The sequence below is a fragment of the Nocardia sp. NPDC050713 genome (genome assembly GCF_040654315.1).
Classification (GTDB): Bacteria; Actinomycetota; Actinomycetes; order Mycobacteriales; family Mycobacteriaceae; genus Nocardia.
The window spans coordinates 205,231-218,680 of sequence record NZ_JBFAHS010000008.1 but is presented as its reverse complement, the minus strand read 5'-3'; the positions used below and the strand labels follow the sequence as shown (position 1 = coordinate 218,680).

Sequence of the window (13,450 nt, the reverse complement as noted above, 5' to 3'; positions counted from 1 at the left end):
AGCCAGAGGGGCACGTACTGAGCCGCCCCGCCGACGCTGCCTCCGAGCTGCGTTCCGCGCTACCGGAAGCCGTTGCCGCGCGGGTCGATTGGGGCAGACTCGAACTACAACCGGGTAGCTTCGTGTCCAAACACTTGCGCTCGCGCTACGTCTTCGCCTGATCACCACCGGCACCACCGGAAGCCGAGCGCGGCCGCGGCCAGGCCATCATGACCACCGCTGATGGATTCGCCGAGGGCGCAGCGGTCGGCGGGACGGCTGTCAGGCCTCGAAGAACAACAGGTTGCCTGCCGCGTCACGCTTGCCGAGGTCGGCTTCGATGGCGGTGGCGAGTTCGGCGGTGGTTTTCCAGGTGCGTGGGGGATCGCCGTCGAGGTTGCCGATGGTCAGCCAGGTGTCGGTGCCGCGGTAGCGGACCAGCCCCTTGCCCGACTCGTCGACGGTGACATCGAGATCGCCGGACACCGTCCCTTCCTCCTCGGTCATGACGGCGGCCTTGGCGGAGATCTCGATGACGTCGATCAGCGGAACCCTCCTTGGCGGCCACAGTCGTCGATCGCGGTGCGCAACGCGGACTGTTCGGCAGGATCAATGGTCAGACCGTATTTTACTTTGACCGTGAGGTAGCGCTCGATATAGCCACACCGGAAACTTCCCGGCGGCAGGTAGTTCGCGGCGTCCTGATCGCCCTTCGACCTGTTCGCCGTCGGGTCCGAGGCTTCGAGGTTGACGGCGTCGTTGGCGATGCGGCGGCGGGTGTCCTCGTCCAGCGCGGCGGCGCCGGACCGCCAGGCCTCGGCCAGCGCGACGATGTGCTCGGCATCCACGCCCGAGGGGTCGGTGATCCACTTGTACTCTTTGAGCTGTCCGCTCTTGCGGTCGAGGACTCCGTACTGATCGCGCCAGCCGCCGTCGGAGCCGACCGTGAGTTCACAGGTCTTCGGATCGAGCCGAACCGTGCCGACGGCGTCGCGCAGCAGCATCACTTCCCGTGTGGTGCAACGACTGTACTGCGTGAAGTCGGCGCCGAAACCGTGCTCGGCCTTGTTCGGATCCCAGTGCGGGAACTTCTCGCGGCTGTACCCGGTCATCGGGGCCTCTGGCGCGACAGCGAGTTTCGCGAGCAGGTCGCGGACTTCCTCAGCGGACGCCGAAGTCTGCTGTCCGGGCGAGGCCGGTGGTTTGCTGTCGGTGCCGCGAGAAACGGTGCATGCGGCGGTCAGCAAGAGAGTGAAGACGATCGGCGCGACAACGGTCACCATCTTGCGGGATGCGGGCCACTTCACAGCGATCCCCCATCGCACGGGACCGGCGTGGCACCGAGAATTCTCCCGGCCACCGGATGCCAGGGCAACGACTGCCGGGCCGTGAGCTTCATCGAGTTGTTCCTAACGCCTACCTCGTCCAATTATCGCGGGCGCCAACGTACCTGTCTCGGCTACGCCGGAATGCCAACGCCGCGTATGAGGTTCGGCACACTCTTCGCGATCGGGTCGTGCGAAGGGGCAGAGCGGAAGCGCCGGACCACCCCCGAGTCGCCGTGCCGGCGCCGACTCAGGGGTGGCGGATCACGAACGATTTCGTCCGCGTGCGTGCGGGCGTGCGGTTGTCCAGGCCGCGGTCGCACCGCGCGACACCACGGGGCTGATGAGGGGTAGGTCCCGAGGTGAAGCTCCGCACGAGGAGATCGCGTTCGTGACGTTCGAGGGGCTCGCTCAGCGCGAGCCGCTGGCCGGGACGCGATCGCGCGCTGGTTTCCGGCGGTTGCGTCGCGTGTCGATCCGCGGCGATGGCCGATCCACGATGGGTCCTCCGTCCCGACCTCGTTGTCTACGTAGCAAGATAGTAGATACTCGACCGCCGCTTCACAAGCTTCATCGGAACCTCACAAGCGCTAGCATGTTTTGGAGAGGTGTCCGTACATCTACTGCGTTGCTACGGAAAACAGCTTGTGGTCGGCGTCTTCGAACACGGGCCCCGGGCGACCGAGTGTCGGGTGCTGTGGCAAGCGTCACCGCCGTCGATCGCGAAGGCTCGGTGCGGGTTTCGGCTCAGTCCTCGTCCGGCTCGGCGTCCGCGGGCTGCGCCATCGGCGGAACGCCGGTGTCCAGGAACCGGATCAGCCGCTCGATGCGGGTGGTGTGGTCGATGCAGCGCTCCAGATGATTACCGAGCAGGGCGAGATCGATGGCCGCGCCGGCGGATTGCGCGCGCTCCGGATCGGTCAACGCCGCGTGCAGCCGTCCACGCAGCTCGGCGAGTGTCGCGCTGACCGGTTCGGCGTCGGCGGACTGGTGGGCGGTGGCGACGGCTTCACCGGCGAGGGCGGTGCGGTGCGCGGCGTACTTGCCGAGCTCGGCGAGTACGTCCAGGATGGGTTGCGGTGCAACGTGATTCGGATGTGCCCGGTATACCTGGTCGGCGACGCGGCTGGTCAGCCAGCCGATGCGGGACAGCTCGTTGGCGATCTGGATCGCCGTCACGACGTGCCGCAGATCCCTTGCCACCGGCGCCTGCAACGCGAGCAGCACCACCGTCCGCGCCTCGCACGCGCCGTACATCTTCTGTAGCTGCTCGTCGAGGGCGAAGACCTCGTAGGTGGCCGTGAGGTCGGCGCTGGCGAGCGCGTCGTTGACTCGCTCGACTGCGTCATGGGCGAGTCGGCACATCAGCGTCAGATCATTGGTCAACGCGTTGAGCTCGTGGGTGAACTGGGTCCGCACCGGCAAATTCTCGCCTATGGTGGGGCGCGCGGGGAAACGATTCGCGCTGCCCGCCAATGGGATATCGAGCGCGAGGGGCGTGACGGTCCGGAAAGCTCGCCGCGTACAGGTCGAATAGCGGATGCGCATCACCGTCCGCGCGTCCGACGTACCCACCGATGCTGCCGGACAAAGTGCGCCGGTGGCCTCGGAGGCAAGACTGTGCGTACGCGTCGGGCCGGGTGCGAGAGGGTGAGTGACGGGATTCGAACCCGCGACCTCCTGGACCACAACCAGGCGCTCTGACCGACTGAGCTACACCCACCGCGCGCGGCTTCCTCGCGTGTGGCCACGGTAGCGACCGCGCCGGGCGACCCGCCAGCGATTTTCTCGCACCGCCGCCCGCCGCCGCACGGTGTTACGGTCGGCGTATGCCGAAGAAGGACGATGTGCAACACCGTCTGGTGACCACCTTCCAGCGACTGGTCGGAAATCCCCTCCTGCGCAGACTGCCCAGCCAGCAACTGCTCGAGACGACCGGCCGGGTGAGCGGCGAACCTCGCATCACCCCGATCGGCGGCCGCCGAGTCGGCGACAGCTTCTGGCTGGTCTCGGAGTTCGGCGAACGCTCCCAATACATTCGGAACATCAAGGCGAACAACCGGGTTCGCGTCCGCTTGCACGGCCACTGGCACACCGGCACGGCCCACCTGCTCCCCGAGGACGACGCCCGCGCCCGCCTGCGCGAGCTGCCGCGCGCCAACAGCGCCGCGGTCCGGCTCGTCGGCACCGACCTGCTGACCGTCCGGGTGGACCTGGACTGAGTCGTGCCCGACTACATCCGCTGGCTGCGCGAGCGGGTCGGTCGCGACCACATCCAGCTGGCGTATGCCGCGGCGTGTGTGGTGGCCGACGGACGCGTGCTCATGCAGCGCCGCAGCGACGACGGCCAGTGGGGATTGCCCGGCGGCGCCATCGAACTGGGCGAGTCCGCCGCGGCCGCCGTCGTGCGCGAGGTCGCCGAGGAGACCGGCGTGCGGGTGGAAATCGAAGCGCTGCAAGGTGCGCTACGCGGGGCGCTTCTCCAGCACCTCGACGAGACGCCACGTGACCGACGGCGCATCGGCCGGTGGATCCACGGGCGTCTGCTCGATACGCAGCCGGTAGTGGTTGCCGGACTGAAACTCGAACCCGTCGATCGAGCCGTAGAACAACTCCCACGGCCCGTTCTGGTCGCGGCGGATCTGTAGGCAATCCCTCGGGGCGACCCCGATGCACCGCATGGTCCGTGGTGCGACCTCGATTACGAAGGTTCCGGGGATTTCCACGGATTCGCTGGTAGTGGACGTGGAGAGGAGTGTCGGGCACTCCGGCACGGTGGTGCAGGCGCCAAGCAGCGGGACGAGCAGGATGCCCGTGGCGACGGCCGCGCGGAGTCGTTGCTGCATCCCGCCGATGATACCGATCTAGGTGCCCTGAGATAGCTGGGACGATGGAGGGCATGATCGGTGCGTTGACAACCCGCTGGACCGTGTTCGCCCCTCTCCTCGCCGCGCTCGCCCTGGTCGCCACTTGGGGACGAAGTCTGCCGACAGTGGGAGTGATCGTGGTCGCGGTGTTTCTCGCGGGCGCGGTGCTGGCCGCGGTGCAGCACGCGGAGATCGTCGCGCATCGGGTGGGGGAGCCGTTCGGATCGCTTGTCCTCGCGGTCGCGGTGACCGTGATCGAGGTGGCGCTCATCGTGACGTTGATGATCTCCGGCGGTGAGAAGTCCGCGACCCTGGCCCGCGACACCGTCTTCGCCGCGGTGATGATCACCTGCAACGGCATCTTCGGTCTGGCGCTGCTGGTCGGCGCGCTGCGCAGACGCCTCGCGGTCTTCAACGCGGAGGGCACGGGCGCGGCGCTGGCCACGGTGGCGACGCTGGCCACGCTGAGCTTGGTGCTGCCGACCTTCACCTCGAGCGTGCCGGGCCCCGAGTTCTCGCCCGCGCAGCTCGCGTTCGCCGCCGTCGCCTCGCTCGCGCTGTACGGCTTGTTCGTGATGGTTCAAACGGTGCGCCACCGCGACGACTTCCTTCCGGTGGAAGAAGGCGGTGTGATCACCGACGGCGGCACGACCGCCGAGCGGCCCTCCGTCCGCGCGACGTTCACCAGCCTGGGTCTGCTGCTCGTCGCGTTGGTCGGCGTGGTCGGTCTGGCCAAGGTGGTCTCGCCCGCCATCGAATCGGCGGTGGCCAACGCGGGCATGCCGCCCGCCGCGGTGGGCGTGGCGATCGCGCTGCTCGTCCTGCTTCCCGAGACACTGGCAGCGGTGCGGGCCGCCCGCCGCGATCAGGTGCAGATCAGTCTGAACCTGGCGTTGGGTTCGGCGATGGCGAGCATCGGGTTGACCATCCCGGCCATTGCTGTGGCAACTATCTGGCTACAGGGTCCCCTGGTGCTCGGACTGGGTGCGACGCAGATGGTGCTGCTCGCGTTGACGGTCGTCGTCGGCGTGCTGACCGTGGTTCCCGGTCGGGCGACGCTGCTGCAAGGCGGCGTGCATCTGGCTCTGTTCTCGGCTTTTGTGTTCCTGGCCGCCAGTCCGTAGTCATCGTGATGCGTCTCACGAATAACTGAAACCTGTGTCATGAACACTTGTCCAGTGGCGAGGGTCACAGCACGCCAATTTTGTTGTGACGCGGAGTACCGATTAGCTTGACGGATGTTGGCATCGACGCCGGATTCGGAGAGCGCCATGAATTTCGACATCTCCCGTGCGGAAAGCACGGCACACGGGTCTCGTCTATGACGCCGGAATTGCACACGGCCACCCGGGAATCCGCTACCGCGATCGTCCGCAAGAATTTCTCGGACACCGTCACGTCGTCGTTGCGGACCTTCGGTCGTGCGGTGGGTATCGCGCAGGAGTCGGTGGTCGGCGCGGTGGGGGATGTGGTGCGTCGGGAGTTTCAGTGGCGTGAGGCGATCTTGCAGGCGTGGCGGTTGATCACGGTGACGACGGTGCCCGCGATTTTGATGGCGATTCCGTTCGGGGTGATCGTGTCGATCCAGGTGGGCAATCTGATCCACACGTTGGGTGCGGATTCGTTGTTGGGTGCGACCGGTGGTTTGGGGGTGATCAAGCAGGGTGCGCCGATGGCGACGGGGTTTCTGTTGGGTGGTGCGGGGGCGGCGGCGATCGCGGCGGATCTGGGGGCGCGCACGATTCGGGAGGAGATCGATGCGTTGCACACGATGGGGATCTCGCCGGTTCATCGGTTGGTGATTCCGCGGATGGTGGCGATGTTGGTCGTGGCGCCGTTGTTGAACGTGTTGATCATTTTCGTGGGGGTGCTGGCCGGGTATGCGGTGGCGATCGGTGGGCAAGGCGTCACCCCGGGGTCGTATTGGGCGACGTTCGGGTCGTTCACGACGGCGGGGGATGTGTGGATGTCGTTGGTGAAGGCGTTGATTTTCGGGTTTTTGGTGGTGGTGATCGCGTGTCAGCGGGGGTTGGAGGCCAAGGGGGGTCCGCGGGGTGTGGCTGATGCGGTGAACGCGGCGGTGGTGTTGTCGGTGGTGTCGATCGTGTGTGTGAATCTGTTGTTGACGCAGGTGACCGCGATGTTCCTGCCCACGAGGCTGGCGTAGATGGCTGTCTCTTCCTACGTCCCCAAGGGATTCGCTCCCGTCGCGCGCTACTTCCGGCGCGGCAGCCGCGTCCTGCGCGCGATCGACTCGTTCGGCTTCGTCGCCGTGTTCGTCTGGCAGGTGCTCTCGGCGATTCCGCTGACGCTGCGCCGGTACCGCGCCGAGACCATGCGCGCCATCACCAACATGACCTGGGGCCGCGGCTCCATCGTGGTCGGCGGCGGCACGGTGCCGATGATGATCGTGCTCGGCCTGGTGATGGGCGCCTCGGTCGGTGTCGAATCCTTCGCCACCCTCGACATGCTCGGCATGGGTCCGGTCACCGGCATCGTCTCGGCCTACGCGACCACTCGCGAGCTGGCCCCGATCGCGGCCGCCGTCGGCTTCGCCGCGCAGGCGGGCTGCCGCATCACCGCCGAGATCGGCTCCATGCGCATCTCCGAGGAGATCGACGCGATCGAATCGCTCGGCCTGCGCTCGGTGCCGTTCGTGGTGACCACCCGGGTCATCGCGGGCGCGCTGGCCATCGTCCCGACCTTCCTGATCGCGCTGATCCTGTCCTACCTCGCCTGCCGCGGCCTCATCACGATGGTGCACGGCCAGTCGGCGGGCGTCTACGACCACTACTTCTTCCAGTTCGTGTCCGGATTCGACGTGATCGCCGCGGTGATCAAGGTCGCGATCTTCGGCACCGTGGTGATTCTCGTGCACAGCTATTACGGCTTCTTCGCGAAGGGCGGCCCCGAGGGCGTCGGCATCGCGTCGGGCCGCGCGGTGCGCACCAGCTTCGTGGCGATCATCGCCATCGACATGGTGCTGTCCATCGTGCTGTGGGGTTTCAACACGGCGATCAGCTTCACGGGGTGAACATTGCCTGAATACGGTTTGCCCGGCGTCGCCGCGGACAAGAAACGCTCGCGCACGGTCGGTTCGGTGATCGTCGCGCTGCTCGCGGTGATCGCGCTGACCACCGCGCTCTACCGCGATCTGCGCTCGGAGGACGGTCTGCGCATCGCGCTGCACACCGAGCAGATCGGTGACGGCGTCACCGAGGGGACACAGGTGCGCCTCGACGGTGTGCTGGTCGGCGAGGTCGACCGGATCGCGTCCGCCCCGCGCGGTACTCAGCGAATCACCTTGCGGCTGGACGACTCCCGGCTGCACGGCATCGACGACTCGCTGCTGATCGACTACGCGCCCGCCAACCTGTTCGGCATCAGCGAACTCGAACTGCGCCGCGGGCCAGGCGGTTCGCCGCTGCGCCAGGACACCGAGATCGACCTGACCGGCCCGCGCGCCGTCGGCGTCTACGACGCCACGATGGGCAGCATCCTGCGCAGCCTGTCGCAGGTGGGCGCGTCGGTCTTCAGTCCGCAGCTGGCGACCGTCATCGCGCAGGTCTCCGCCGACTTCAAGGCGTTCACGCCGCTGGTGCAGGCGCTGATCACGGTGGCGCGCACCATCGCCGACAACCAGACGATGCCCGCCTCGGAACTGCTCGGCAGGCTGGGCCCGGCCTTCGACGGCGGTGGTGATTTCGCGGGCGCGACCATCCAGATCCTGGACCAGATCCACGACATCCGGATCGTGCAGACCGACAAGGATCGCTACGACGTGGGCGTCGCCGCCCTCACCGGCCAGATCCTGCCGGGCCTCGCCACCACGGTCAGCACCGCGGGCGGCCAGCTCGCGGAGGCCACCGACATGCTGGCGCCGCTGCTCAGCGTGCTCGCCCAGATGGTGCCGCGGCCGCAGCAGTCGGCGGCCGAATCGCGCCTGCTGCTGGAGCGTTTGCGCGCGGCGATGCCGGATTCGCCGGACGGGCCGGTGCTGAATCTGGAGGTCGACTTGCAAGGAGTGCCGGGTATCGCGGTGCCGCTGCTCGGCCAGGGAGGTATCCGATGACGGTGCGCGGCGCGGCATGGCGCCTCGGTCTGTTCGCCGCGGTGATGGCGGTGGTGCTCGCACTGGTGCTCACCGCGATCGAGCGGCCGGTGTCCGGTGACACCCAGGCGCACGACGCGCTGTTCACCGACGCCAACGGCCTGAAGGTCGGCGACGACGTGCGCATGTACGGCGTGCAGGTGGGCAAGGTCGAGAAGATCTCGCTGGACGGGGTGAAGGCGAAGGTCCATCTCACCGTCAAGACCGCGACGCCGATCTACGACAACAGCACGCTGGCCATCCGGTACCAGAACCTGACCGGTCAGCGGTACATCGATCTGCAGCAGCAGCCGAATCCCGGTGTGCGGCTTCCTGCCAACGCGGTGATCGGCGCCGACATGACGGTGCCCTCGTTCGATGTGACCAGCCTGTTCAACGGTCTGAAGCCGGTGCTCGCGACGCTGTCGCCGGAGGCGGTCAACCAGTTCACCGAGAGCATGCTCGCGGTGATCGAGGGCGACGGCACCGGCATCGGCCCCGCCATGGAGGCCATCGGCAAGCTCAGCCAGTACGTCGGCGATCGCCAGCAGGTGATCGGTCAGCTGGTGAAGAACATGTCCGACATCGCCGACCGGGTCGGCGGACGCGTGCACTACCTGGTGCCGCTGCTGGCCCGGCTCAGCGACGTCTTCCAGTCCCTACAGGCCAATATCGGCGGGCTGGCCGATTTCGCGATGTCCGCACCCGCGGTGCTCGGTCCGCTGGACCGGCTGCTCGCGACACTCGGGCTCGACCCGCGGAGCGGCCAGGACATCGACGCGATGATCCGCGGCCTGTTCCCCGATCCGCAGCAGGCGGTCGAGGTCTTCGGCAGGCTGCCCGGCCTGCTCCAGTCGGTGGACAACGCGCTGCCGCGCACTGTCGCGGGCTGGCAGCCGGAGTGCAGCAAGGGCGCCGCCGAGCTGCCCGCGCCGGTGCGCGTCCTCGTCGCCGGACAGAAGGTGGCGATATGCCAGGCGTGATTTCCCGCTGGTTCGGTGACCGGCCGATCCTGGATGACGCGGCCAAGCGGCGCAAGGAGATTCGTTTCGGCATCTTCGGCGCGGTGCTCGTCGCGCTGGGGATGCTGGCCGCGGCCGTCCTGTACGCGGTGCCGTTCGGCAAGACCACCTACACCGCCGAACTGTCCGAGGCGCAGTCGGTGAAGGAAGGCGACGACGTGCGCCTCGCCGGTGTCTCGGTGGGTTCGGTGGAATCGCTGGAGCTGAAGCCGGATCGGGTGGTCATGGAGTTCACCGTGAAATCCGATGTGTTCCTCGGTGATCAGACCTCGCTCGACATCCGCATGCTCACCGTGGTCGGCGGGCACTACGTGGCGCTGTTCCCCGCGGGAAACGCGCCGCTCGGCGACAAGCCGATCCCGGCGGATCGAGTTCGCCTGCCCTACAGCCTGATCCAGACCTTCCAGGACGCCACGACACCGCTGAACGAGCTGGACGGCGACACCCTGCGGCGCAACCTCGCAGCCCTGGACGAGTCGCTCACCTCCGCGCCGGAGACGCTGCGCACCACCCTGGACACCGTCGGCGGCTACATCGACGCCATCGACCGCCAGCGTGCCCAGGTCTCCAATGCCATTGCGGTGGCCGACGAATACGTGACCATGTACGACGGCGCCAAGAGCGATCTGGGCAGGCTGATGGACAACGTCAACCTGCTGGAGACCGTGCTCATCGACAAGCGCGCGGAGCTGCGCGAGGCCGTCGCCCTGCTGAACAGCGTGGTGCAGCGGCTGACCGCCCTCACACCCGCCTGGGAGTCCACGCTGAAGCCGAGGGCGCAGCAGCTGGCCGACGCCCTGCCGCGGCTCGAGGATATGGGCGGCAAGCTCGAACCGATGATCGCGAGCACCCAGCAGCTGAGCGAGAAACTGCGGTCGCTGGTGATCCCCGAGGAAGGTTTGGTTCTGGACCGCTCGGGGCAGACCGTGCCCGCGCCCTCGGGGCTGGATCTGTCGTCGGTGTGCGTGCCGTTGCCGGGGAAGGAGTGCTGATGTTGAAGAAGCTGCTCGGCACCCAGGCGTTCATGTCGATCGCGGGGGCCGTGGTCATCGCGGCGCTCGGGTTAGTCGGCTACATCGTCGGCTTCGATCCGCTGAAGAGCACCGAATCCTATTGCGCGATCATGCCCGACAGCGTCGGCCTGTACGAGGGCAACCAGGTGACCATGCGCGGCATCACGGTCGGCAGCGTGATCTCGGTGCGCAACCAGGGTCCGAACGTGCGGGTCGACTTCGAGGTCGACGCCGACCATCCGGTGTACGCCGACGCCTCGGCCACCACGGTGTCCGACACCGTCGTCGCCGACCGGGAGCTAGCGGTGCTGGCCAGCGGCACGAACCTGGAGCGCTGGAACAGTTCCCAGTGCATCACCAAGACGCTGACCCCGAAGAGCCTCACCGAGACGCTCACCGCGCTCGCCCAGCTCTCCGATCAGATCGTCGGACCCGATCCGTCCCAGCCGAATTCGCTGGCGAACGGACTCACCGCGCTGGACCGGGCCACTGCGGGCACCGGGCCGCAGATCAACGAGCTGATCCGCAAGCTGGGTTCGGCGCTGAAATCGCCCGATGCCGACATCGGCCATCTCGCGGGCATTTTCGACGCGTTCGCCTCGGTCTCGCAGAAGGTCAACCAGTACTGGGGCGACCTGCAGACCATGCTGGTGCGCGTCGGACCGGTGCTGAACCAGGCCAGCGAGGACCTGCTGCTCCCCGGTGCGCAGCTGTTCGACGGCCTCGCCGAGGTGCTGCCGATGCTCAACGACATCACCACCTCCTTCGGCGACGAGATCCTCACCCTGCTCGACCGCGCGGTGCCGATGCTGAAGCTGCTGCGCGCAAATGTCGGTTCGTTGCGCGAGATCGTGCTCACCACACCGGTGTTCGCCTCGGCGCTGCGCAGCGTCGCCGATCCGGAGACCGGCGCGGCGAGCCTGACCTACGCGCCGCCGAAGGTGGCCATCCCGCAGCGCAACGCCGAAGAGGTGTGCGTGGCCGTGAACGTGGTGGCGCCCGGCCGGTGCGCGGGCGCCGAGAACGGCATGGTGAACGTGGAATTGGTCCAGCTGGTATTGGGATTGGCGGGTGCCCGATGAGCGAGCGAATTCGGTCGAAATCCTTGCGGCGCAGTGGGATCGCTATCGCACTGGCGGCCTCGATCGCGCTCGGCGGCTGTGCCTTCGATCCGTCCTCGGTGCCGGTGCCCGGCACGTCGATCTCGGGGCCGAGTTACCGCGTGCAGATCCAGTTCGCCAATGTGTTGAATCTGCCCGCCCGCGCGAAGGTCATCGCCAACGGCGCGCAGGTCGGCACGGTCGAGAAGGTGACCGTGGTGCCCGCCGCCGAGGCGCCGCAGGGGCGCGGCGGGTACGTCGTCGTGGACACCGAGATCTCGAAATCGGTGCAGCTGCCCGCGAACACGATCGCCGAACTGCGCCAGAACACCGTGCTCGGTGACATCCACATCGCCCTGACCACCCCGCCCGACGGCTTCGACAAGCTGCTGGGGCCGGGCGGCACGATCGACGTCGATCACACCAAACCTCCTGTGCAACTGGAGGACACGATGGCCGCGATGGCGTTCTTCGTGCAGGGCGGCGCGGTCGGCCAGTTGCAGGACATCGTCAACCGGTTCAATGCGGTGCTGCCCCAGGATCCGAAGGAGACCGCCCGCATCGCGGGCGTCATGGGCGCCGACGCCGCCGACCTCGCCGCCAACCTCGACCAGGTCGACAAGCTGCTCTACGGCCTCGCCAACAATGCCGAAGTGCTGCACAAGGTTCAGCCCGAGCTGGACAACATCCTCAGCGCCGCATCGGTGGACCGGCTCGGCGCGGCGACGCAGTCCATCGATGGCGTGACCGAGATCTTCAGCGGGCTCGGCCCGGTCGGCCAGTCGCTGGGGTGGCTCGCACCGCTGGTGCAGTCCGGTGACGCGGCGGCCAAGGCGTTCGTGCCGCTGGCCACCGGCGGACCGCTGGATCTGCGCGATCCGTCGAACCTGGCGATGCTCGTCGCGCTGTTGCGGGACAAGATCATTCCGTTCGTCGAGCGGGGGCCGAAAGTGAACGTCACCGGTGTGCGGGTGGACGCGAGCCCGGTGGCGGAGCAGGAACAGGTCGACCGGATCGTTCAGACCCTGCGCATGATCGGAGCCGTCCGATGAAGATCGGTTCGCTTGCCTCGCTCGGCGGCATCGCCGCCATCATGATCCTCGGCGCGGCCTACCTGACCTTCGGCGTGGTGCGGGTCGATCCGTTCGCCGATTACACCCACGCCACCATGCTGTTGAAGAACTCCGGCGGACTCGGCGTCGGTTCGCCGATTCTGTTGACCGGCATCGAGATCGGCGACGTCACCTCGGTGGACAGCACCGCGGCCGGTGTCGAGGTCGCCTTCCGTGTCGACGCCGACCACAAGGTGCCCACCGCGAGCGTCGTCACCATCGAGCATCTGTCCGCGCTCGGTGAGCCGTACGTGCAGTTCGTGCCCAAGGTCGACGGCGGACCCTACCTGCGCGACGGGCAGCGCCTGGACACCGAGGACGTCCGGACGCCGCTGTCGATCGCCGAGGTGGCGCGCATGGTCACCAAGACCATGAACCAGCTGGACCCCGCGGTGGTCGGCTCGCTGGTGGAGACCATGAGCAAATCCGTCACCGGCACCGAGTCGGTGATGCCCGAGCTCGCCAGGTCCGGCGACCTGCTCGCCTCGACCATCATGGCCAGGGCCCCGAAGATCGCCGAGCTGCTCAACAGCTTCCAGCTGGCCGCCGCCGACATCGAATGGGCTGGCCCGGCCACCGCGGCGGGCGCGCCCGGCCTGGTGAAATTCGGTCAGGCACTGGACGAACTCGTCGAGGCGGTCGGACGTCTGGTCACCGCGCAAGGCAGCCCGGAGATGTACCTCGACGGCAACGGCGTCGTGCCGTTTCTGGAGAAGCTGACGGCCTGGCTCCGCGAAGCGGGCCCGGAACTGAAGGCGCTCATCCCCGGCCTCCAGCCCCTCGCGGACGCGGCGGTCTCGGCCGCGCCCCAGCTGGACCTGAGCACCTTGATCGGCCAAGCGCTGCACAGCACCGACGACGACGCCGTCCAGATCCGCGTCGCCATCAAATAGACCCGTCTCACGATCGCAGGCCCCGCGAGGGGTACGGCGGCACCGCGGA

General features: G+C 67.6%; 15 protein-coding genes, 1 tRNA gene and 1 pseudogene. 12 read left to right on the top strand and 5 right to left on the bottom strand.

Features of this window, described 5'->3' with window-relative positions:
* Positions 1–17 precede the first annotated feature (17 nt).
* On the top strand, positions 18–161 hold the full coding sequence (locus AB0H49_RS17590; protein ID WP_357252664.1) for an Rpn family recombination-promoting nuclease/putative transposase: 144 nt from the start codon (positions 18–20) through the stop codon (positions 159–161).
* A 100-nt stretch (positions 162–261) separates the two neighbouring features.
* Here AB0H49_RS17590 and AB0H49_RS17585 read toward each other — a convergent pair whose 3' ends face one another.
* The 4 genes from AB0H49_RS17585 to AB0H49_RS17570 all read right to left on the bottom strand — a co-directional run bounded on the left by AB0H49_RS17585 (position 262) and on the right by AB0H49_RS17570 (position 3,027).
* Positions 262–486: a hypothetical protein gene (locus AB0H49_RS17585; protein WP_355001078.1), complete on the bottom strand. Its 225-nt coding sequence runs from the start codon at positions 484–486 to the stop codon at positions 262–264.
* Between the two features lie 35 nt (positions 487–521).
* Positions 522–1,286, bottom strand: a complete 765-nt coding sequence (locus tag AB0H49_RS17580) for an HNH endonuclease family protein (protein WP_357252515.1) — start codon at positions 1,284–1,286, stop codon at positions 522–524.
* 765 nt (positions 1,287–2,051) lie between these two features.
* On the bottom strand, positions 2,052–2,723 hold the full coding sequence (locus tag AB0H49_RS17575) for a PhoU domain-containing protein (RefSeq protein ID WP_355001076.1): 672 nt from the start codon (positions 2,721–2,723) through the stop codon (positions 2,052–2,054).
* A 230-nt stretch (positions 2,724–2,953) separates the two neighbouring features.
* Positions 2,954–3,027, bottom strand: a tRNA-His gene (locus AB0H49_RS17570).
* 106 nt (positions 3,028–3,133) lie between these two features.
* On the opposite strand from AB0H49_RS17570, the gene AB0H49_RS17565 reads away from it, so the two are divergent.
* Entirely contained in the window at positions 3,134–3,526 is a 393-nt protein-coding gene (locus tag AB0H49_RS17565; RefSeq protein WP_355001075.1) for a nitroreductase/quinone reductase family protein, read from the top strand.
* A 3-nt stretch (positions 3,527–3,529) separates the two neighbouring features.
* Positions 3,530–3,742: pseudogene (locus AB0H49_RS17560) on the top strand (NUDIX domain-containing protein); the annotation flags it as partial.
* A 27-nt stretch (positions 3,743–3,769) separates the two neighbouring features.
* Here AB0H49_RS17560 and AB0H49_RS17555 read toward each other — a convergent pair.
* Positions 3,770–3,985 (bottom strand): DUF4377 domain-containing protein, encoded by a 216-nt coding sequence (locus AB0H49_RS17555; protein WP_357252661.1) that lies wholly within the window; start codon positions 3,983–3,985, stop codon positions 3,770–3,772.
* A 218-nt stretch (positions 3,986–4,203) separates the two neighbouring features.
* Here AB0H49_RS17555 and AB0H49_RS17550 point away from each other — a divergent pair, with 218 nt between their 5' ends.
* The 9 genes from AB0H49_RS17550 (at position 4,204) to AB0H49_RS17510 (ending at position 13,401) form a co-directional block, all read left to right on the top strand.
* On the top strand, positions 4,204–5,295 hold the full coding sequence (locus AB0H49_RS17550) for an ionic transporter y4hA (RefSeq protein WP_357252512.1): 1,092 nt from the start codon (positions 4,204–4,206) through the stop codon (positions 5,293–5,295).
* Positions 5,296–5,492: 197 nt separating this feature from the next.
* Positions 5,493–6,338: an ABC transporter permease gene (locus tag AB0H49_RS17545; protein WP_355001073.1), complete on the top strand. Its 846-nt coding sequence runs from the start codon at positions 5,493–5,495 to the stop codon at positions 6,336–6,338.
* Positions 6,339–7,205, top strand: coding sequence for an ABC transporter permease (locus tag AB0H49_RS17540; RefSeq protein WP_355001072.1), 867 nt, complete (start codon positions 6,339–6,341; stop codon positions 7,203–7,205).
* Positions 7,206–7,208: 3 nt separating this feature from the next.
* The gene (locus tag AB0H49_RS17535) at positions 7,209–8,243 is read left to right on the top strand and encodes a mammalian cell entry protein (RefSeq protein WP_357252507.1); all 1,035 of its coding nucleotides are present in this window, start codon (positions 7,209–7,211) and stop codon (positions 8,241–8,243) included.
* Entirely contained in the window at positions 8,240–9,244 is a 1,005-nt protein-coding gene (locus tag AB0H49_RS17530; protein ID WP_355001070.1) for an MCE family protein, read from the top strand. The genes AB0H49_RS17535 and AB0H49_RS17530 overlap by 4 nt, the downstream gene beginning before the upstream one ends.
* Positions 9,232–10,275, top strand: coding sequence for an MCE family protein (locus AB0H49_RS17525; RefSeq protein WP_357252504.1), 1,044 nt, complete (start codon positions 9,232–9,234; stop codon positions 10,273–10,275). The genes AB0H49_RS17530 and AB0H49_RS17525 overlap by 13 nt, the downstream gene beginning before the upstream one ends.
* Positions 10,275–11,378: an MlaD family protein gene (locus tag AB0H49_RS17520; RefSeq protein ID WP_355001068.1), complete on the top strand. Its 1,104-nt coding sequence runs from the start codon at positions 10,275–10,277 to the stop codon at positions 11,376–11,378. The genes AB0H49_RS17525 and AB0H49_RS17520 overlap by 1 nt, the downstream gene beginning before the upstream one ends.
* A complete protein-coding gene (locus tag AB0H49_RS17515) occupies positions 11,375–12,448 on the top strand; it encodes an MlaD family protein (protein ID WP_357252500.1) in 1,074 nt (357 codons plus the stop codon). The genes AB0H49_RS17520 and AB0H49_RS17515 overlap by 4 nt, the downstream gene beginning before the upstream one ends.
* The gene (locus AB0H49_RS17510; protein ID WP_357252497.1) at positions 12,445–13,401 is read left to right on the top strand and encodes an MlaD family protein; all 957 of its coding nucleotides are present in this window, start codon (positions 12,445–12,447) and stop codon (positions 13,399–13,401) included. Before AB0H49_RS17515 ends, AB0H49_RS17510 begins: the two co-directional genes overlap by 4 nt.
* Positions 13,402–13,450: the final 49 nt, after the last annotated feature.